This window comes from Neomegalonema perideroedes DSM 15528 (assembly GCF_000374145.1).
Taxonomy (GTDB): domain Bacteria; phylum Pseudomonadota; class Alphaproteobacteria; order Rhodobacterales; family Rhodobacteraceae; genus Neomegalonema; species Neomegalonema perideroedes.
The window spans coordinates 1-20,500 of the sequence record NZ_KB893655.1 but is presented as its reverse complement, the minus strand read 5'-3'; the positions used below and the strand labels follow the sequence as shown (position 1 = coordinate 20,500).

At 66.1% G+C, this 20,500-nt stretch carries 18 protein-coding genes; 10 read left to right on the top strand and 8 right to left on the bottom strand.

Annotated elements, in window-relative coordinates; genetic code table 11:
* Window positions 1-51: 51 nt before the first annotated feature.
* The 4 genes from B161_RS0112875 to B161_RS0112860 form a co-directional block, all read right to left on the bottom strand.
* Window positions 52-1,068 (bottom strand): TRAP transporter substrate-binding protein, encoded by a 1,017-nt coding sequence (locus B161_RS0112875; protein ID WP_018633850.1) that lies wholly within the window; start codon window positions 1,066-1,068, stop codon window positions 52-54.
* A gap of 39 nt (window positions 1,069-1,107) precedes the next feature.
* A complete protein-coding gene (locus tag B161_RS0112870; protein ID WP_018633849.1) occupies window positions 1,108-2,985 on the bottom strand; it encodes a TRAP transporter large permease in 1,878 nt (625 codons plus the stop codon).
* Window positions 2,986-3,156: 171 nt separating this feature from the next.
* A complete protein-coding gene (locus B161_RS0112865) occupies window positions 3,157-3,759 on the bottom strand; it encodes an alpha/beta hydrolase (RefSeq protein ID WP_018633848.1) in 603 nt (200 codons plus the stop codon).
* 54 nt (window positions 3,760-3,813) lie between these two features.
* A complete protein-coding gene (locus B161_RS0112860; RefSeq protein ID WP_018633847.1) occupies window positions 3,814-4,710 on the bottom strand; it encodes an AraC family transcriptional regulator in 897 nt (298 codons plus the stop codon).
* A gap of 204 nt (window positions 4,711-4,914) precedes the next feature.
* On the opposite strand from B161_RS0112860, the gene B161_RS0112855 reads away from it, so the two are divergent.
* On the top strand, window positions 4,915-6,138 hold the full coding sequence (locus B161_RS0112855) for a GTP-binding protein (protein WP_018633846.1): 1,224 nt from the start codon (window positions 4,915-4,917) through the stop codon (window positions 6,136-6,138).
* A gap of 95 nt (window positions 6,139-6,233) precedes the next feature.
* Here B161_RS0112855 and B161_RS0112850 read toward each other — a convergent pair whose 3' ends face one another.
* From B161_RS0112850 to B161_RS0112840, 3 genes are all read right to left on the bottom strand, one after another.
* On the bottom strand, window positions 6,234-7,481 hold the full coding sequence (locus tag B161_RS0112850) for a metallochaperone AztD (RefSeq protein ID WP_018633845.1): 1,248 nt from the start codon (window positions 7,479-7,481) through the stop codon (window positions 6,234-6,236).
* 381 nt (window positions 7,482-7,862) lie between these two features.
* Window positions 7,863-8,972, bottom strand: a complete 1,110-nt coding sequence (locus B161_RS0112845) for a hypothetical protein (RefSeq protein WP_018633844.1) — start codon at window positions 8,970-8,972, stop codon at window positions 7,863-7,865.
* A 155-nt stretch (window positions 8,973-9,127) separates the two neighbouring features.
* Complete coding sequence (locus B161_RS0112840) at window positions 9,128-9,994, bottom strand: alpha/beta fold hydrolase (RefSeq protein ID WP_018633843.1); 867 nt, start codon at window positions 9,992-9,994, stop codon at window positions 9,128-9,130.
* A gap of 402 nt (window positions 9,995-10,396) precedes the next feature.
* On the opposite strand from B161_RS0112840, the gene B161_RS0112835 reads away from it, so the two are divergent.
* The gene (locus B161_RS0112835) at window positions 10,397-11,401 is read left to right on the top strand and encodes a VOC family protein (RefSeq protein ID WP_018633842.1); all 1,005 of its coding nucleotides are present in this window, start codon (window positions 10,397-10,399) and stop codon (window positions 11,399-11,401) included.
* Here B161_RS0112835 and B161_RS18005 read toward each other — a convergent pair.
* Window positions 11,398-12,234: a DNA-binding transcriptional regulator gene (locus B161_RS18005; RefSeq protein WP_018633841.1), complete on the bottom strand. Its 837-nt coding sequence runs from the start codon at window positions 12,232-12,234 to the stop codon at window positions 11,398-11,400. The two genes, B161_RS0112835 and B161_RS18005, sit on opposite strands and share 4 nt — an antisense overlap.
* A gap of 358 nt (window positions 12,235-12,592) precedes the next feature.
* Here B161_RS18005 and B161_RS0112820 point away from each other — a divergent pair, with 358 nt between their 5' ends.
* The 8 genes from B161_RS0112820 to B161_RS0112785 form a co-directional block, all read left to right on the top strand.
* Window positions 12,593-14,314 (top strand): bifunctional 3-(3-hydroxy-phenyl)propionate/3-hydroxycinnamic acid hydroxylase, encoded by a 1,722-nt coding sequence (locus B161_RS0112820; protein ID WP_018633839.1) that lies wholly within the window; start codon window positions 12,593-12,595, stop codon window positions 14,312-14,314.
* A 35-nt stretch (window positions 14,315-14,349) separates the two neighbouring features.
* Window positions 14,350-15,153: a 2-keto-4-pentenoate hydratase gene (gene mhpD, locus B161_RS0112815; protein WP_018633838.1), complete on the top strand. Its 804-nt coding sequence runs from the start codon at window positions 14,350-14,352 to the stop codon at window positions 15,151-15,153.
* Between the two features lie 30 nt (window positions 15,154-15,183).
* Window positions 15,184-16,371, top strand: a complete 1,188-nt coding sequence (locus B161_RS0112810; protein ID WP_018633837.1) for an ABC transporter substrate-binding protein — start codon at window positions 15,184-15,186, stop codon at window positions 16,369-16,371.
* Window positions 16,372-16,504: 133 nt separating this feature from the next.
* Window positions 16,505-17,368: a branched-chain amino acid ABC transporter permease gene (locus B161_RS0112805; RefSeq protein ID WP_018633836.1), complete on the top strand. Its 864-nt coding sequence runs from the start codon at window positions 16,505-16,507 to the stop codon at window positions 17,366-17,368.
* Window positions 17,369-17,420: 52 nt separating this feature from the next.
* Complete coding sequence (locus B161_RS0112800; RefSeq protein WP_018633835.1) at window positions 17,421-18,419, top strand: branched-chain amino acid ABC transporter permease; 999 nt, start codon at window positions 17,421-17,423, stop codon at window positions 18,417-18,419.
* Window positions 18,416-19,198 carry an ABC transporter ATP-binding protein gene (locus tag B161_RS0112795; protein ID WP_018633834.1) on the top strand — a complete coding sequence of 261 codons (783 nt, stop codon included), beginning with the start codon at window positions 18,416-18,418 and terminating at the stop codon, window positions 19,196-19,198. Before B161_RS0112800 ends, B161_RS0112795 begins: the two co-directional genes overlap by 4 nt.
* Entirely contained in the window at window positions 19,191-19,895 is a 705-nt protein-coding gene (locus B161_RS0112790; protein ID WP_018633833.1) for an ABC transporter ATP-binding protein, read from the top strand. The genes B161_RS0112795 and B161_RS0112790 overlap by 8 nt, the downstream gene beginning before the upstream one ends.
* Window positions 19,896-19,911: 16 nt before the next feature.
* A partial coding sequence (locus tag B161_RS0112785; RefSeq protein WP_018633832.1) for an acetaldehyde dehydrogenase (acetylating) occupies window positions 19,912-20,500 on the top strand: 589 nt, incomplete at its 3' end.

The window sequence follows — 20,500 nt, the reverse complement described above, 5'->3', positions numbered from 1 at the left end:
GCGCTCCTTTCATGGAGGGGGCGGCCCGCGAAGGCCGCCCCCGGTCCTGCGTCAGGCCAGTTTGCGGCCGACGGCGGCTTCGAGCTTCTCCCAAGCCTCGTCGCCATAGGTCTTCTTCCAATCGGCGTAGAATCCGGCCTCGCGGAGCTTGGCTTCGAAGAGGCTCGGATCCGGCGCGTTGAAGACGAAGCCTTCGGCTTCAAGCTCGGTCTTCAGCCCGGCGTTCATCTCCATGATGTCGGCGCGCTGGTTGACGGCGCCTTCGTTGAAATGCTTGGCGACGATCTCCTTCAGATCATCGGGCAGGGCGTTCCACGCCCGGCGATTGGCGAGCATCCAGAAGCCGTCCCACATATGGTTGGTCATGGAGCAATATTTCTGCACCTCCCAAAGCTTCGCCGTCTTCATGATGGCGAGCGGGTTCTCCTGACCATCGACGATTCCGGTCTGGAGGGCGGTGTAGACCTCGGCGAAGTTGATCGAGGCGGGCGCCGAGCCGAAAGCCGTGAAGAGCGAGGTCCAGAGCGGCGAGACCGGCACGCGGATCTTGAAGCCTTCGAGATCCTTCGGCGTCTCGATGGGGCCGCGCGAGGAGGTGATCTGACGAAAGCCGTTGTCCCAGATCTTATCCATCACCGCGAGGCCCGCGCCTTCGATCTGGCCGCGGGCGTAGGCGCCGAGTTCGCCGTCCATGGCCTTCCAGACCGTATCGTAATCGGGGAAGGCGAAGCCCACGCCGTTGATCGAGGCCTTGGGCACCAGCGTCGAGAGGATCACCGGCGAGAGCTGGAAGAACTCCACGCCGCCCGCGCGCAGCTGGCTGAGCACGTCGGTGTCGGCGCCGAGCTGGTTCGAGGGGAAGATCTGAATATCGACCCGTCCGCCGGATTCCTCAAGGATCCGCGCCACGGCCTCGGTGAGGCGGATGTTGCTCGGGTGGGTCATGGGCTGGTTGTTCGCCACCTTATAGGCGAATTCAGCCGCGCGGGCGACGCCCGGACGAATGAAGGGCGCGGCCAGAAGTCCGGCGGCGGTCCCCAGAAGAAGGGAGCGGCGATGGATGGTCATGAAGTCCTCCCGAAGGTTTCTTAAAGCGATTTTGGACGATCACAGCAGCGCGGTCGAGAACCAAGGCACGGCGGCGATCAGCAGAAGTCCGACGAAGAGCGCCCCGATATAGGGCCAGATGCTGCGCATCACCTGATCGGCGGGCACGTTGGCGATCTTGCAGGCGATGTAGAAGCCGATGCCGATAGGCGGCGCCATCAGGCCGATGTTCATCGCGGTGACGACGACCATGGCGTAATGAATGTCATGGATGCCGAGGCTCTTGGCGATGGGGAACATGATCGGCGCCAGAAGCACGATGGCGGGCAGGCCCTCCAGAATGCAGCCCAGCACCAGAAAGATCACGATGGAGGCCAGCATGAAGCTGATCCATCCGCCCGGCAGATCCTTGACGAAATTCATCAGATCCCGCGCGAAGCCCGATTGCGTCAGCGCCCAGGCCATGGCCGAGGCCGCCCCGAGGATCAGCAGGATCGCCCCCGACATGGCGGCGGTCTCGATAAGCATGGGCATGATGCGGCTGCGCGGCACGCCGCCGTAGAGCGTCGCCCCGGCGATCCAAGCGTAGACCACCGCGATGGTGGAGACCTCGGTGGCCGTGGCGACCCCGCCGCCGACCAGACCGCGGATCAGGAAGGGCAGAACCAGAGCGGGCGCGGCGACCAGCGCGACCTTGCCGACGAAGCCGAGGCTCGCGCGGCGGACGCCGGACATGTCCTCATGACGCGCCTTCCAGCGCGCCAGCACGGCCAGCACCAGCAGCAGAACCATGGCGATGGCGAATCCGCTGGTGAACAATCCGGCGATGGAGATCCCCGCCACCGAGCCGAGCACGATCAGCACGATGGAGGGCGGCACGGTGTCAGCCATGGCGGCGCCCGTGGCGAGCATGGCGGTCATTTCAGGCGGAGAATGGCCTCTGCGGCGCATTTCGGGGAAGAGCGCCGGGGCGACCGTCGCCATATCCGAGACTTTGGAGCCCGAAATTCCCGAGACCAGAAACAGCGAGCCGAGCAGCACATAGCTCATGCCCGCCTTCACATGGCCGAGCAGCGAGGCGAGGAAATTGACGATGGCCTTGCCCATGCCTGTGGCGTCGAGGATGCAGCCGAGCAGCACGAAGACCGGCACCGACAGCAGCACCAGCGAGGACATGCCTTCGTCGATGCGCCCGATCATGACGAAGACCGGGGCCCGGCTGGCGAAGGTCAGATAAGCCAGCGTCCCGAGCGCGAAGCAAAAGGCGATGGGCACCCCCGCGACGAGCAGAAGGGCCGCGAAAAGCCCCAGAAACAGCGGCAGATTCCAATTGCCGATGCTCAGCAGCGAAGGCTTGACGCCGATCAGCAGAGCCGTCAGCGCTCCGGCGAGGATCAGCGTTCCGAGGATGATCCGCCATTCGCCGGTCCGCAGGATCGAGATCACGGTGAGCAGCAGCATCAGCCCGATCCCGACCGGCAGCGCGGTGGCGCGCCACGTCAGCGGCAGCCCGAGCGCGGGGGAGCGGACGAAGGATTCCTCATAGGCGTATTCCACCGCGACCGGCAGCAGCCGCGCGAGCAGGATCGCCACCAGAACTTGCCCGCCCACCTCGGCGATGCGGGCCATCCAAGGCGGCATGAGCGGCAGAACCACCGTCAGCCGGATATGCTCGTGTCTGTCGAGCGCCAGCGCCGCGCCCAGCATGGCCATCCAGATGAAGGTGAGCGAAGCCACCTCGTCGCCCCAGATCAGCGGCTTATGCAGCGCGTAGCGGAAGAACACGTTGGCCAGCACGGTGACGATCATCACGACCAGCAGCGCGGCGGCGAGATATTCGACCGGCCGCATCCAAGGCTCGGCGCGTTTGGGTTCGGCGAGCGTCTCCACGCCGCCGAGCACGATTTCGGCGTCTTGCTGCTCTTTCGTCAGCTCCATCCAGTCCATCCTCCCGTCAGGCTCTTGAGGTCTTGTCGCCTCTGGCGCGAAGGCGTCCCGGATAGGAAAATTCGGCCCGCGCCTTGACCTTAGGAATAAGGGGGATGATTCGCGCTTGGCAATCGGAAACAGCGCAACCGAAGGGAGAGCCGCTTCGCGCCGCCGCGCCTCTCAGGCGGGGGAGAGGAACTTCCGGAGGGCCTCAGCCTCCTCCGGGACGAATTCATGTCCGCCGGGATGGATCAGGCTCTCGACCGCCGCGCCTTGGGTCCGGAGATGCTCGATCAGCGCCAGAGAGGCGGGCAGGGGGCAGATCGGATCCCGCCGCCCCGCGCTGACGAAGATCGGCTTGTCCTGAAGCCCCGGCTGAGGCGCGGGCGTCCAGGGGATCAGCGGATGCAGCAAAGCCGCCCGCTCGAAGAGCTCCGGCCGCCCGAACAGCGCCGAGGCCAGAATATTGGCGCCGTTCGAATAGCCGAAGGCGAAGAGCGGACGCCCCGGATGCTCGGCGCGGATCTCCTCCGCGAATCCGATCATCTTGCTGGTCCGCAGGGCCAGATCCTCCATATCGTAGACGCCTTCCGCCTTGCGGCGGAAGAAGCGGTTCGCCCCATGCTCCGAGACGTCGCCGCGCGGCGCGACCAGCGCCGCCCCCGGCGCGATCCAGCGCGCCAGCTCGACGAATTGACGCTCGTCGCCGCCTGTTCCGTGCAGAGCGAGGAGAACGGGTTTGTCGGCCTCGCCCGGCTGGCGGAAGCTCACATAGGCGCTCATGGCTTTTCCTTTTCAACGGCGGTTGCGGCGACGTTCGCGGCGGCGGCCCGACGCCTATAACGAGATCGGCAGCCCTTTCAGCGTCATGGCGTCCCGCTTGGGCGGCGCGCCGAACATGCGCGCATATTCGCGGCTGAACTGCGAGGGGCTTTCATAGCCGACGCGGAAAGCCGCGTGAGCGACGTTCGCCGCCTCGGCGACCATCAGGCGCCGCGCCTCCAGCAGACGCAGCTGCTTATGATATTGCAGCGGCGACATCGAAGTCAGGGTTCTGAAATGCTGGTGGAACGAGGACACGCCCATGCGCGCGGCTTCGGCCATCTCCTCGACGCGCAGCGGGCGGGCGACGTCCCGCCGCATGAGGTGGATCGCGTCGGCGATGCGGCGCGTATGGCTGTCGTTGCGGACGATCTTGCAGATTTCGCCGCCGTTCGGGCCGCTCAGCAGCCGATAATATAATTCGCGCGTCAAGGCGGGATAGAGCACCGGCGCGGCTTCGGGCGTCTCAAGCAGCCGCATGAGCCGCGTGAGGCAATCCTCCATCGGCGCCGAGAGGCGTTCGACGAAGGCGCCCAGACGCCCCCCCGAAGGACGGGGCGGAGAAGGCGTCTGCTCCAGCACCTCGCGCAGCAGGACGACGTCGAAGGCGATGGTGAGGCCAAGGAAAGGCTCCGCCTCGCTGGCCTGAGTCACGCCGCTGCAGCCGGGCATCTCGACGCTGACCGCAAGCGCAGATCCCGCGTCGTAATCGAGGGTCTGGTTCTCCAGCGAGATCCTCTTGGCCCCCTGCGCCACGACGCATAAAGACGGCCGATAGAGTTTGCGGAAAGGCGCCCTCGGCTGGGTGCTGCAGATCACGACCACATCGGCGACCGGAGTCTGCAAAGCCATATTCAGACCGCCGTGGATGTCGACGTAGCGCGCGACCGCGCGGCTCAGCTCCGTCCGCATCTCTCCGCCTCCTGATCCGCCGCCTTGAGCGGAACCATAGACGCGCGCGGGCCGCTTCGCCAGAGTTTTGGAGAATCAGGCAAGTTTTCCTCTCCTCCCGCGCGGGCTCCGGCGCGGGCCTGCGGAAGCCTCTTGCGGCGCGGGGCGTTTCGGCTCTAAAAACGTAATGTAATAACATTACGAAATAACCTGATCGAGGACGCCATGACGAACCATCCCCCCCAGCTTCCGCCTCCGGATAGCCGCCTCCCCGTCGCCGTGCTGTCGGGATTTCTCGGCGCGGGCAAAACGACCCTGCTGAATCACATTCTGAACAACCGCGAAGGCCGCCGCGTGGCGGTCATCGTCAACGACATGTCGGAGGTCAACATCGACGCCGACCTCGTGCGCGGCGGGGCGGAGCTGTCTCAGGCGGAGGAGAGGCTGGTTGAAATGACCAACGGCTGCATCTGCTGCACTCTGCGCGACGATCTGCTGACCGAAATCCGCCGTCTGGCCGGGGAGGGCCGCTTCGATTATCTGCTCATCGAGTCCACAGGCGTCTCCGAGCCTCTGCCGGTGGCCGCGACCTTCGAATTCCGCGACGAGGCGGGCGCGAGCCTTTCGGACGTCGCGCGTCTGGACGCCATGATCACCGTGGCGGATGCGGTGAATCTGCCGCGCGACTTCGCCAGCCATGACTTCATCGCGGATCGCGGCGAGAGCCTCGGCGAGGAGGACGAGCGCAGCCTCGTGGATCTCCTCACCGATCAGATAGAATTCGCCGACGTGATCATCCTCAATAAGGCGACCGAGGCCGGGCCGGAGCTTCTGGCTCAGGCGCGCAAGATCATCCGCGCGCTCAACGCCGACGCGAAGCTGATCGAAACGGATTTCTCCAGAGTCGCCGCTTCGGAGATCTTCGACGTCGGGCTCTTCGATTTCGACAAGGCTCATGAGCACCCGCTGTGGGCCAAGGAGCTTTACGGCTTCGCCGATCATGTTCCCGAGACGGAGGAATATGGGATCTCCTCCTTCGTCTATCGGGCGCGCCGCCCCTTCGACCCGAAGAAGATCCATGACTTCCTCAATGGCGACCTGCCCGGCGTGATCCGCGCCAAAGGACATTTCTGGATCGCCACCCGGCCGGATTGGGTCGCGGAGTTCTCACTCGCGGGGGCGCTCTCTTCGGTGCGGCCTCTGGGCAATTGGTGGAGTTCGGTTCCTCAAGAGCGTTGGCCGAGCCACCCCGAGGCCCTCGCCCAGATCGCCAAAGTCTGGGAGGAGCCTTGGGGAGACCGTCGGCAGGAATTGGTCTTCATCGGCTCAGGGATGGATCGCGCGGCCATCACGGCGACCCTCGACGCCGCGCTCGTCGCAGCTTATGCGCCCAAGCTCTGGAAGGGACGCCCCGATCCTTTCCCGCAATGGCTTCGACAGGCGGCGTGATCCGCGAGCGCTCAAGCGCGCGCCGCCCGGAGGGGGATCCGAGCGGCGCGCTTTTACGGCGAAATCTTGGGGAGGCCGCCGTAAATCCGGGGAGTTCAGTGGACGAGGCCCGAAGCCGTCACCACGGTCAGATGATAGGGGAGGCCCCCGACGGCCACGGTCCCGACCTCCTGAAGGGTCTCGGCGGAGATGCGGCGCACCAGTCCCGCGCGGGGATCGGTCACGAGAATCTCGTCGCCCGCCATGGCGATGCGCGGACGCGGATCGTTCCAATGGCCCTCCATGGAGTAAGGTTCGGTGGCTTTGGCGCTGGCCGTGATCCGGGCGGCGAGCAGATCCACGCGATGCAGGCTCCCGTCCTCGGTCAGCACATAGCCGTTGCGCGCCCGCACCGGATCCAGAGCGAAATCCACCCGACGGAAAGGCAAGGCGATGCGCTGATAATGCGGCTCCTCCGCGGGGTCGATCACCACGAGCCCGTCGGGGCCGTGATTGCCGAGGAAGACCTGCATCGCCGGGGAGCCGAGCAATGTTCCGGTCGTCACGCCCTGAGGCAGGCCGACGGGATAGGCCAACATCTCATATTCGACGCCCTTGGGGCCGTTTTTGGCGGTCAGAACTCCCTCTTTGCATCCGGCGGCGAGATAGGCGCCAGAGAAGGCTTCGCCATGAATCGCCGTGCAGGCCGCCAGAGCCCCGCGCGGCGCGCCGGAGAGATCGAAGGCCCGCAGCCCGAGGCGCGGCGGGGCTCCGCCGCCCTCGACCGGCTCCTCGGAGGCCACGGTGGAGAGCCAGTCCCCGCCTAAAGGCGCGACGAAGCCATGATGCGCGCGGTTTTGCGGAAAGCGCTTCGGCTCGATCCGGCCCTCCGCCAGAGCGGCCCCGTCGAGGATCTCCGCATAGCCGCCGAGGTCGTAATTGATCGCGACCTCGCCGCCATGGTCCACGAGATGGAAGGGCCGGGGGCCTGAGAGCTTCTGCGCAAAGGCGCTCGGATCCCCGACCTCGACGTCGGCGTGATCGCCATGGTCCCGCAGCCTGACGCCGCTCATGACGAACTGCGTCACATCGAGATCCGACTGCACGGCGGCGATCGCGGCGCCTCCCGCGACCGGATAAAGTTTCGCCTGACCCTGCGTCTCGAAGCTCCAGCGATGGTCCGGATCGGCGAGGTCGAAGACCGTGATCAGCCCTTGCGCATGATCTCCGACGAAGACGCGGCGGACGCCGATCTCTTCATGATCATGCCCATGACGCCCGGGATCATGGTCTTGCGCATGGGCGCAGGACGCGACGCTCATAAGCAGCGCCATGGCCGCGCCGCCGCCGAGGTGTTTTCGCATATGCAGTCTCCTGAGATGGAGCGGACCGCGCGGCTTTTCGCGGCGCGGAACGCGAAGGGGGGTGAGGTTCGGCTCCTCGCCGAAGCCTGAAGCCCGCGATTCGCTCTCATACATAATGTTATTACATTACATTCGAACTTGGCAAGAAGGCGCATCCCGGCGCTCCGGCCCGCCTCGGCTTCAGGGCGCGGCCTGCGCGGGGATTGAAGACGCGGCTTTCCACGCGGAGACGAGGGCGAGGCTCCTCCGCGCGGTTTTGATCGGACGGGCGCTGATCGTGATTCTGGTCGGGCCGCCGTCCCTGCGCGCGGCCTCTCGCCGGGGCCTTAGGGCGGCTCCTCCGCATCCGGAGGCGGGGAGGCTTCGCGTCGTCGGCGGGCTCTAGGAATTCGGCTTGCGGATCGTCGCTTGCGTCCATCGGCGGTCTGAGCCGCGATTGGGATCATAATTAGGGTCGTCGCTGCCGATCAGATTCCCCTCATGATCCTTCCAGACGTAATCCACATGATTGCTGATCTTGGAGTTCGCGGAGTTCTCCGGATTATGGACGGTCTGCTCCTCGCGCATGGCGTCGACGAACTGATCATGGCTCGTATAATCGGAGCGGTCGCCGTCTCCCATCATGTCGGAGGCCGAGAAGACGGACGAGGTCTGCGTCCAGACCGGGTTGGCCATGGCGTCCACGCGCGCCTGCTGCTGGTCGACGTAGGCTTGATTGCGCGCCATGAATTCGCGGCTCGCCTGAGCGTTCCGCGCGATCTGCTCGCGGCCTTGCTGCAGAAGGGCGTCGGTCTGCCGACCGGCCTGCGCGATCATATTCCGCACGGTGCGCTGAACCAGATCTTTGAACTGCGGATTGATCTGAAAAGAGCGCCGGATGCGCAAGGCCGTCGGGAGGGCGGCGTCGAGGCCGCCTTTGACGGCGCCGACGCTGCAGATGTCCGTCAACGTCCAGCTGATCATGGGCGGCATGCCCCAGCCGGAGGGCGGAAAGGCCACGATGCTCTGGAGCGCGCTGAACTCCTCTTCACGGCGCGCGCCGTTGAAGTCGAATTCAATGCGGGCCGTGATGCGGAAAGCCTGAAGCTGAGCTTGCGGCGCGCGCGGATCCGGCGTTGTGGGCTCAGGTTGCGCGTCGATCGCCGAGATCTTCAGATCGGCGACTCCGCCCCGATAGGAGGGAAGGATGATCCGGGCCATCGCGTCCTGCGGCGAGACGGGCTGAATCTGAATGACTCCTTCGACGTTCTGGCCGGGGCTCGTCAGAGGCATGGGCGGCCAGAGGAAGCTCTGCATGGGGTAGAACTGAAAGGAGAGATCGCGCCCCTGAGGCGCGGCCATCGCGCTGACGCGCACAGGCGAACGGCGATGCTGCGGGACCCATTCCACGCGGCTTTCAGCGCGCCAGTCGGCAGGATGCTGGAAGATCGCGGCGATTAAACCGTGAGCATGATCGACGATCTTATGCTGAAGCCAAGATTCTTCGCTCATCTGCGTCTTCCCGCGCTCAATCTGAGATCTCAGCCTATGGCGGGAGAGGAAAAAGGCAAGGACTATCTTCCCCTGTCGAGCCCGGCCGTGCGGGCGGCTTTCCTCTCCTGCGAAGCCTCCGCGCGACCGGGCGGAAGATCCTCATGAAGACGGCTTCAATGCGTCAGGAAATCCAGAGCGAGGCGATTGAACCGGTCCGCATGCTCCCATTGCGCCCAATGGCCGCAATTATTGAAGACATGGAGCTGCGAATTCGGAATCCCGGCCACAAGGCGCAAACCGACCTCCATCGGCACGAAGCGATCATTGCGCCCCCAGACGATCAGCGTCTCGGCGGAGATCTCATGCAGTCGATGGCCCACGTCGGGGAATTGGCGCGGATTGGCCGCCGAGCTCTTGACGAAATTTTCGAGGTGGTCGCGCCGCGCGAGCATGTTCTGAAGGCGGGTTTCAAACAGCTCCTCCGTCAGATCTCCGGCGTCGAAGACGAAAACCTCCATCATGCGCTTCAGGTTGTCGATGGTCGGCTCGCGGTAAAGCTTTTGCAGCAGCTTGATGCCTTCGGTCGGCATGGGGACGAAGGCGCTGACGCCGCCCGTGCCGCCGCCCATCAGGATTAGTTTGCCCACGGCCTCCGGATGCGCGAGCGCGAAGGCGACCGCGCTATGGCTGCCCATGGAGTTCCCGATCACATGGACCCTCGCAAGGCCGAGATGATCCAGAAGGCCCTTGAGGATCCGCGCGTTGAGTTCTGAGCGCGAGGTCGCGCAGATCACGGAGTCGCTTTTGCTCCAGCCGGGGCAATCCAGCAGGATCACGCGAAAGCCCGCCGAAGTCAGCGGCGCGACGTTGCGGCTGAAATTCGCCCAGCCGCTCGCCCCCGGCCCCGAGCCGTGCAGCATGACCACCGTCTCGCCGCCCGCGGCGGGATCGCAGTCGTTATAATGAATGTCGAGATCCTGCGCGCCGTCGCTGAGGCGCGCGAAGCGGCTGGCGGCGGCTTCGGTGAATTCCTGACCCATCTTCGGCTCCTCCCTGAGCGGCTTCGCGTCCCTGCGCGCAGGCCGGTTTTGCGGAGAAGATTTAACGAAGGCGGGCCGCGCGAGGCGAGCCTCGCCGCGAAAGCGTGCGCTGAGTGCACGCGGACGGGCGGGCGCTTCCTTGAAGAGGCTGCGGGAGCGCGTCGGATTTCGTGCACTTTGCGCACCAAACCAAGACGCCGATTGAGGCCGCGCCGCGCGGTTTGTTAGCCAAGATCCAGCGGAGGCCGGGAGAAGCCGGGAAGCGCCGGATCCGGTCGCCGCTGATCCGAAAGCCGCAGCGTCGGCGGCGGGAGCCGCCTCGCCGCCTGATCTCGCCGCGCGCCGGAATTCCGTCCGGAGCGTCGGACGGGCGCGTCGGCGCATTCTCTGGGAGGAGGCCATATGTCCAGAAATTCCGATCGATATGATCCGGGTCCGCAGATCGCCCAATGCGGCGCCGTCAATCTCGGCGTCACGGATATCGAGAAATCCCTGTTTTTCTTCCGCGACACCCTCGGCATGGAGGAGGTCGAGCGGCGGGGGAACGTCTCCTATCTGCGCTGCTATCAGGAGCTTGGGCATCACTCCCTCGTGCTGACCGAGCAGGCCGAAGCGGTGGTCAACGCCTATAGCTTCCGCGTCAAGCGTCCGCAGGACGTCGAGCTGTTTTATGAGGAGCTCAAGCGTCAGGAGATCGAGGTTCTGGAGCTGCCCGCCGGGGCCGAAGCCGGACGCGGCGCCGCGATCCGCTTTCTTCTGCCCGGCGGCGACCATCCCTTCGAGCTGTATTACGACATCGACAAGCCCCGCGCGCCCCAGCATATGCGCTCGCGCCTGCCCTCGAACAGCTCGAAGCGCCGGGGGCTCGGCGTGCGCCGCATCGACCATTTCAACATCCAGACCTCGCCCTCGACGATCAATCAGGCCGAGCGCTGGGTGCGCGAGACGCTCGGCTTCAAACGTCGGGAATTCGCCTATCTGCCGGATCATCCCGAGACGATCATGGCCTCGTGGATGTCGGTGACGCCGCAGGTGCATGATCTGGCCATCGTCGCCAATCGTCTGGAGAAGACCGCCCAGATGCATCACGTCGCCTTCAACCTTCAGGATTTCTCCGACGCGCTCACGGCCGCCGACGTCCTGCGGGATCTCGACGTCTCTTATGGCGTGGGGCCGGGCAAACATGGCGTGGGCCAAGCCATGTATCTCTACATCCATGATCCGGGTTCGGATCACCGCGTGGAGATCTACGCGGGCGGCTATCTGATCTTCGATCCCGACTGGGAGGCCATCGAATGGAAGCCTGCGGATTTCCCTGAAGGTCTGACGTGGTACGGCGATCCCATCGACACGACCACCGGCAGCCGCGGCCGCGACACCACCGGTTCGGCGGGCTTGCGCCGCTAGGAGGGGAGAAGCGGGGCGGCTTCGGCCGTCCCGCCGGGCCGCTCGGCGGCGTCGAGATAATCCTCGACCTTCCGGACGGCCTCCTGCAAAGGCGGCAGATAGCGCTTGCGGGCTTCGGCCAGAGACAGCGCCGAGCGCAGCATCACCACATTGAGGCAGCCGACGACGCGTCCGGCGCGGCCGATGGGCGCGCCGAGCGCCAGAATCTTCTGTTCCGGCCGCCATTCGCCGTTGTTCCAGGCGTGTCCCGCCTCGCGGGATTGGCGGAGGAGATCGGCGAAGCGCGGGCGGCCCATCAGACCGAGCATGTCGTCCGCCGCGGCCTCCAGCCGGTCGAGCAGCTCCTCGCGCTCCTCGCAGGGGCAGAAGGCGAGATAGGCGCGGCCCATGGCCGTCTGCGTCAGCGACAGCCGCCGACGCACCGTGACCTTGTGGAAGGAAAGAGGGCTGAAGCGATGAGTCGTCTCGCGCACGCGCATGTCCAGCCCGTCGAGCGTGGCGAAATCCGAGGGCCAGACCACCTTGACCAGAAGATCGCCGAGAATCGGCGCCACGGCCTCGGCGATCCATTCCTCTTCGCGGAATCCGTCGCTCAGCGAACGGGCTTCGGCGGTGAGGCGATAACTGTCGTCCGAGGTGGAGCGGCGCAGCACGCCTTCGCTTTGCAGAGTCTCCAGAAGGCGCCGCACGGTGGTGCGGTGCAATCCGGTGGCCTCGCTCAATTCGCGGATGCTGGCCCAGCCGCCTTCAGCCTGATTCAACGCGCGCAGGACGCTCAGGCCGCGCGAGAGCCCTTGCACCAACTTATACGTGGACTCGCCGGAGCTGGTCATCGGCGTCTCCGCAAGAAACGTGCACCAAGTGAACAAGACTGACATGAAGATTGTCGCTTTGGCAATGCGCCTATAGCGATTTCGCCTTATAGGGCGGCGAAGACCGCGTCATGAAATCTGGGGAGGAAAGACGATGAAGGCGGTCCCGGCGTTTCGGCGCGCAGATCTTCGCAGGCTTCACGACGCCGCCGAAGGCGAGCCTGAAGGGCTCGGCTAGGCTCAGGCCGCGGAGCCTCTTCGCCTCCCTTTCCATTCCATCCGCAATCCGACGGCCTTCCGCTCCGCCGACGCCGCGGGCGCGAGGCTTCGCGCGCCGCGCGGAGTCCGAAGCCGTCGCCGCGCAGCTTGAGGATCGCATATGTCCGCCCATTCGAGCGAAGCGGCCGCGCCCGCGCTCCAGACCCCCTCTCTGAAGGCCCCCTCTCTGAAGACGGAGGTTCTGATCGTCGGAGCCGGCCCGGTCGGGCTCACGCTCGCCAACCAGCTCGGCGCCTGCGGCGTGGAGGTTCTGCTGATCGAGAGCCTTCCGCAGCTGATCGATTATCCGCGCGCCATCGGCATCGACGACGAATCCATGCGCGCCATGCAGGGGATCGGCCTCGCCGACCTCATCGAGCCGCACACCACGCCTTTTCACTGGATGCGGTTTCTGACCGCCTCCGGGCGCTGCTGGGCCTCCATCGAGCCGCGGACCGACGAATTCGGCTGGTCCCGGCGCAACGCCTTCATCCAGCCTCAGGCGGACCGGATCCTCTTTGAGGGGCTGGCCCGCTTTCCGCAGGTCGAGGCGCGGTTCTCCACGCGCTTCGTCGGGCTGGAGCAGGATCCCGGAGGGGTGCGCGTCCGCCTTGAAGGCCCGGAGGGGCCTTACGTCGTCGAAGCGGCTTATCTCGTCGGCGCCGACGGCGGGCGCAGCCCCGTGCGCGAGGCGCTCGGCCTCGCCTTCGAGGGCGAGACGGCGCCCAATCAATGGATCGTGGTGGATGTGGAGAACGATCCGGTCGGCACGCCCAATCTTTATCTCTGCTGCGATCCGGAGCGGCCTTACGTCTCGGCGGCTCTGCCGCATGGGGTGCGGCGCTTCGAATTCATGGTCATGAAGGGCGAGACCGAAGCTCATTTCGACCGCCCCGAAGTCATGCGCGCCCTGCTCTCCAAGGTGATGGACAAGCCCGAGGAGGCGAAGATCATCCGTCAGCGCGTCTACAACCACAACGCCCGCCTTGCGGCGCGCTTTCGCGTGGGGCGCGTGCTGCTCGCCGGAGACGCCGCCCATATCATGCCGGTCTGGCAGGGTCAGGGCTATAACAGCGGCATCCGAGACGCGGCCAATCTCGGCTGGAAGCTGGCGGCGGTCGTCAAGGGACGTCTCGGCGAGGAGCTGCTGGAGACCTATCAGCAGGAGCGCCGCGACCACGCCAAGGCGATGATCGATCTTTCCGTGCGGGTGGGCAAGGTCTTCAATCCGCCCTACCGCTTCCTGAACCACCTCCGCGACGCGACGACCTGGGCGCTGAACCTCCTTCCGCCCGTCAAGCGCTATCTGCTGGAGATGCGCTTCAAGCCCATGCCGCGCTTCACCGAGGGCGCCGTGGTTCCGGGGCCGGCCGCAAGGGCCAGGACGAGCCCCGTCGGGCGGCTGTTCATTCAGCCCCGCGTCCGCAGCCTCGCGGGCGAGATCCTGCGCATGGACGATCTGATCGGGCCGAATTTCGCGCTGATCGCCTGGGGAGACAGTCCCATCCGCCATATGGCGCCGGAGCAAATCGCCATGTGGCGCGATCTGGGGGCGGTCTTCCTCTGCGTGAAGCCTGAGGTGCAGCTCGGCGCCCGTCCGGACGCGGCGCTCGATTTCACTCAGGAGCCTCAGGAAGGCGTGACGGAGATCGGCGATCATCAGGGGCGGCTGAAGGATTGGTTCGGCGCTCAGCCGGACTCCGTGGTCTTCCTGCGGCCTGACCGCGTGGTGGCCGCGACCTCCTCGCCCCAGCGCGTCGCCGAGGTCTCTCAGGCCCTCGCCCGCGTCCTGCGCTATGAGCCGGAGCGCGTCGGCCCGGAGTCGCGTCAGGTCGCCGAATGAGCCCCTCCCCGCATTCCCCTCAGGAGAAGCCTCCGATGGACTCCGCCCTGATCGCGGCCCTCGCCGCCGAACTCAGAGAAGCCGAGGCGAGCGGCCGCCCCCTCGCCCCCTTGCGCGACCGCATGCCGGAGGACGAAGGCCGCACCGCCTACGCCGTGCAGAAGATCAACGTCGATCTGGCGCTGGCTTCGGGCCGTCGGCTGGTCGGGCGCAAGATCGGCCTGACCTCGAAGGCGGTGCAAAAGCAGCTGGGCGTCGATCAGCCCGATTACGGCGCGATCTTCGCCGACATGGTCTTCGGCGACGAGGAGGAGCTGCCTTTCTCCCGTCTGATCCAGCCCAAGGCCGAAGCGGAGATCGCGCTCGTGCTCAAGCGCGATCTGCCCCATCCGAACTCCAGTCTGGCCGATGTGGTCCGGGCGGTGGATTTCGCGCTTCCGGCTATTGAAGTGGTGGATTCCCGCATTATCGACTGGAGCATCCGCTTCAACGACACCGTGGCCGACAACGCTTCTTCGGCGCTGGTCGTGCTGGGCGGTTCGCCGAAATCTCTGGACTCGCTGGATCTCAGACACGCGGCCATGACCATGAGCCGCAACGGAGAAACCGTCTCGACAGGTTCGGGCGCGGCCTGCCTCGGGCATCCGCTCAACGCGGCGGTCTGGCTGGCGCGCAAGACCGCCGCGCTCGGCGAGCCGCTCCGCGCGGGGGATCTGATCCTGACCGGCGCGCTCGGTCCCATGGCTCCGGCCGATCCGGGCGACCTCTTCGAGGCGCGGATCGAGGGGTTGGGCGAGTTGCGCGCCGCCTTCGGCCGCAGAGCCGACCGGTCGAACTGAAAAAATCATCGCAAACGGGAGGATGTTGAAATGATGAGACGTCACGCGCTGGGCCTGCTTCTGGCCGCCTCCGCCCTGACGGCCGCCGCGCCCGCCGCCTTCGCCGCAGAAACGGCCGAGACGGTGAAGGTCGGGCTGGTGCTGCCCATGTCGGGGCCCTTCAGCCAATACGGCCGGCAGATGGAGAACGGAATCCGGCTCTTCCTGCAAGAGCATGGCGACAGCGTCGCGGGCAAGAAGATCGAACTCGTGGTCAAGGACGACGGCGGCATCGCGCCCGACCGCGCCCGCCGCGCCGTTCAGGATCTCATCGTGCGCGAAAAGGCCGACGTTCTGGTGGGCTTCGCCTTCACGGCTTCGGCCATGGCCTCGGCGCCTTTGGCCAAAGGCGCCGAGCGGGCGATGATCGTCACCAACGCCTCCTCTTCGGGCATCACCTCGGCGAGCCCCTATATGCTGCGCGTCGGGCAGACCCTGCCGCAGATCACCGAGCCCGCCGGGCGCTACGCCGCCGAACAGGGGTATAAATCCATCTACACGCTGGTCGCCGACGTCACGGCGGGCCATGACGCCGAGGCGGCCTTCAAGCGCGGCCTGACGGCGGGCGGCGGCGAGGTCGCGGGGTCTCTGCGGGTTCCGGCGCAGAATCCCGATTTTGCGCCCTTCATCCAGCGGATCAAGGACGCGCGCCCGGACGCGGTCTTCGTCTGGCTGCCGCCGGGCGAGGCCACGATCAACTTCATCAAGGAGTTCAATCAGCGCGGCCTCGCCGCCGAGGGCATCGCCATGCTCGGCACGGGCGACCTCACCGACGAGCTGACCATCGAGGCCACGGGAGACGCCGGACTCGGCGTCGTGACCACCGGCCATTATTCGATGGCCCACGCCTCGCCGGAGAACGAGGCTTTCGTGAAGGCCTATCTCGCGGCCTATCCGAAGGATAAATGGCCGAATTTCCTCGCGGTCTCCGCCTATGACGGCATGGCCGCGCTCTATCTCGGGCTGGAGAAGACCGGCGGCGACGCCTCCGGCCCGGCTCTGGCGGCGGCTCTGGCCGGGGCGAGCTGGGAAAGCCCGCGCGGCCCGCTGCTCATCGACGCCGAGACCCGCGACGTGGTGCAGACCATCTACGTCCGCAAGGTGGAGACCCTCGACGGACGGCTCTCCAACGTGGAGTTCCACGAATTCCCCGAGAGCCGGGATTCCGCCGTCCATTGACGCCGCGAAACGCATTCCGGCCTCCGCGCCCGCCTGACGCTCCGGCGTCGGGAGGGGGCGGGCCGCCGGATCGGAGGGGACGGCGCGCGGCCGTCCCTGCTTTCGCTTTTCGCCGCAGCACAGGATGGATGGAATGACCAGCGTCATCGGCGTTCTCTTCGACGGCCTCGCTTACGGCAGTCTGCTGTTTCTCGTCGCCGTCGGCCTCTCGATCACCATGGGATTGATGAACTTCATCAATCTCGCTCATGGCGCCTTCGCCATGATCGGCGGCTATTTCAGCGTCTGGCTGACGCAGAAGACGGGCCTGCCTTTTCTCGCGACCCTGCCTTTCGCCTTTTTTGGGGCGGGTCTGGCGGGTCTGGCCGCCGAGCGGCTGTTGTTTCAGAGGCTCTATAAGGCTTCGCATCTGGATCAGGTGCTGTTCACGGTGGGCTTCGTCTTCTCCTCCATCGCGGCGGCGCATTATTTCTTCGGCGCCGGACAGCAATTCGTCTCGACGCCCGGATTCCTGCAAGGCCAGCTCCGCGTCGCGGGGGTGGATCTCGGCAAATACCGCCTGTTTCTGATCGCGGTCGTGATCCTGCTGACCATCGCGCTGCATCTGATGTTCGCGAAAACCCGTTTCGGCGCGCAGGTCCGCGCCTCGGTGGATAATCAGGACGCCGCGGCGGGGCTCGGCGTGAACGTCGGTCTGGTCTTCAGCCTGTGCTTCGCTCTGGGCAGCGGGCTTGCGGGTCTGGGCGGCGCCCTTGGCGTGGAGGTTCTGGGCCTCGATCCGACCTTTCCGCTGAAATATATGGTCTATTTCCTTCTCGTGGTGGTGGTCGGCGGCGCCGGGAGCCTGCGCGGACCTCTGATCGCGGCCCTGATCCTCGGCGTCTTCGACGTGGCGGGCAAATATTTCATCCCGCAGGCGGGAGCCTTCATCATCTACGTGCTGATGATCGCGCTTCTGCTGGCCTTCCCCTCCGGCCTCGGAGGCCGCCGCGCATGACTTCTCCCTTTTCATCCGCCGCCGCTCACGCCATTGTTCACGGGGGCTCCTCATGACGCTTCACGAACCGATCGCGATCGGACGGCTGGCCAGTCCGCGTCCGCGCCTCGCGGAAATCCTGCTCTGGCTGACGCCCGCCGTCGCTTATTTCCTCTTTCCCGACAACCTCGCGCTCGGCGTGTCGATCATGACTTACGCGGTCGCGGTTCTGGCGCTGGATCTGGCGCTGGGCTACGCGGGGATCGTCTCTCTGGGCCATGCGGCCTTTTTCGGGATCGGCGCCTATACGGCCGGTCTGCTGACGATCCACGGCTGGCGCGAGCCGCTGACGGGCCTGCTGATCGCGGGGGCGGTCTCGCTCTGCGCGGGCTTCCTCGGGAGTCTGCTGGTGGTGCGCGGCAAGGATCTGACGCGGCTGATGGTGACGCTCGGCCTCGGACTGGTCGTCTTCGAGCTGGCCAACCGCATGAGCGGGATCACCGGCGGCGTGGACGGGCTGTCCGGCATCGACGTCGCGCCGCTCTTCGGAGTCTTCGAGTTCGATCTCTACGGCCGCACCGCCTGGTGGTATTCCTATGCGGTTTTATTCGGCGTGTTCGTCTTCCTGCGGGTGGTTCTGGCCTCGCCTTTCGGGCTCTCGCTGCGCGGGATCCGCGAGGGCGGCAAGCGCATGCCCGCGCTCGGCGCCTCGGTCGAGAGCCGCCTGCGCGTCGCCTTCACGCTCTCGGCGGGGTTGGCGGGGATCTCCGGCGGGCTGCTCGCTCAGACGACGCAATTCGTCGGGGTGGATTCGCTCTCCGTGCCTCTGGCGGCGGAATTCCTCGTCATGCTGGTGCTGGGCGGAACGGGGCGGTTGTATGGCGCTCTGGCGGGAACGGCGTTGTTTCTGATCGCGCGCGAACGTCTGGCCGATCTCAATCCGGTCTATTGGGAGTTCTGGATGGGCGTGCTGCTCATGGCGGTGGTGCTTTTCCTGCGCGGCGGGCTCGTGGGGGCGCTGGCGCGGCTCTGGGCGCGCCTGCGTCCCGCTTCCGAAGGAGGCGCGCGATGAGCGGGACTTCGAGCCTTTTCTCGCCCGAGGCGGGGGCGGCCCTCTCGACCAAAGGGTTGACGCGGGTCTGGGGCGCCTTCGTCGCCAACAGCGACATCGATTTCGCTTTGCCGACGGGCGCGCGCCATGCGCTGATCGGCCCGAACGGCGCGGGCAAGACCACCTTCATCAACATGCTGACCGGCGTTCTGGCGCCGAGTTCGGGACAGGTCTTCATCGGCGGCGAGGAGGTCACGGGGCTTTCTCAGGAGAAGCGGGTGGCGAAGGGCGTGGCCCGCACCTTCCAGATCAATAATCTTTTCCCCGGCCTCACGGTTCTGGAGAGCGTGCTCCTCGCCATTCTGGAGCGCAAGGGCGAGGGCGACCGCTGGTTTCGTCCCCTGCGCGCCTATAAGCCCGAGATCGAGGAGGCGATGGAGCTGATCCGCGATCTCGGGCTTGAGGCTCAGGCGGGCGAGGAGACCCAGCGGCTCGCCTATGGCAAGCAGCGGCTGGTCGAAATCGCTCTGGCTCTGGCGACGCGGCCGCGCATCCTGCTGCTCGACGAGCCTGCGGCGGGCGTGCCCGCCGGAGAAAGCGCCGAGGTCTTTTCGGTGATCGCGCGTCTGCCGCGCGAGGTGAGCATTCTCTTCATCGAGCATGACATGGATCTCGTGCGCCGCTTCTCCGAGCGCATCACGGTTCTGGTGGCGGGCAAGATCCTCACCGAGGGCGCGCCGGAGGAGATCATGTCCGATCCGCGCGTGCGCGAAGTCTATCTGGGAGAGGGCCATGACTGATCTGCTCAGAGTGGAGGCGCTCTGCGCCGGATATGGCCAGGCGCGGGTGCTGGACGGAATCTCCTTCGCCATGAAGCCCGGCGAGAGCCTCGCGCTTCTGGGGCGCAACGGCGTGGGGAAATCCACGCTGATCCGCAGCCTCATGGGCTTGACGAAGCGCCATTCCGGCTCGGTCTTCTTCGGCGGCGCGGATCTCTCCGCGGCCTCGCCGACGCGCCGGGCGCGGGCGGGGCTCGGCTGGGCGCCTCAGGAGCGCGCCATGTTCCCCTCGCTCACCGTCGAGGAGCATCTGACCACCACGGCCCGCCCCGGCCCCTGGACTCTGGAGAAGATTTACGAGGTCTTCCCCCGGCTGCGCGAGCGTCGCCTGAACATGGGCGATCAGCTCTCCGGCGGCGAACAGCAGATGGTCGCCATCGCCCGCGCCCTGACGACCAATCCGCGCCTCCTGCTCCTCGACGAACCCATGGAGGGCCTCGCGCCGATCATCGTTCAGGAGCTGGCCGCCGTGATCGGCCGCCTCATCCGCGAAGGCGGCATGGCGGCCATCGTGGTGGAGCAGCATGCGCGGCTCGCGCTCTCGATGACCGAGCGGGCCATGGTGCTCGACCGGGGGCGCGTGGTGCACGAATCGAGCAGCGAATCCCTGCTGCGCGACAGCGAGACTCTCGGCCGCCTCGTGGCGGTGGCCGCCTGACAAGAAAGGTCCGGGAATGGCGAAGGTCAAATGCGCCATCATCGGTTCGGGCAACATTGGCTCGGATCTGATGATCAAGATCATGCGCAATGCGCGACATATCGAAATGGGGGCGATGGTCGGCATCGATCCCGCCTCCGACGGGCTGGCCCGCGCCGCCCGGCACAAGGTGGCGACCACCCATGAGGGAATCGAGGGTCTGCTGAAGCTGCCGGAATACGCCGAGATTCAGGTCGTCTTCGACGCCACTTCGGCGGGCGCCCATGTGAGGAACGACGCCATCCTGCGCCGCGACGGCAAGAAGGTCATCGACCTGACTCCGGCGGCCATCGGCCCCTTCACCATCCCGGCGATCAACGGCGACGCCAATATCGACGAACCCAATGTGAATATGGTCACCTGCGGCGGTCAGGCGACGATTCCCATGGTCCACGCCGTGGCGCGGGTCTCCGAACGCACGATCTACGGCGAGATCGTCGCCTCCATCTCCTCGCGCTCGGCGGGTCCGGGCACGCGGGCGAACATCGACGAATTCACCGAAACCACCTCGAAGGCCATCGAGCTTCTGGGCGGCGCCGAGCGCGGCAAGGCGGTGATCATCCTCA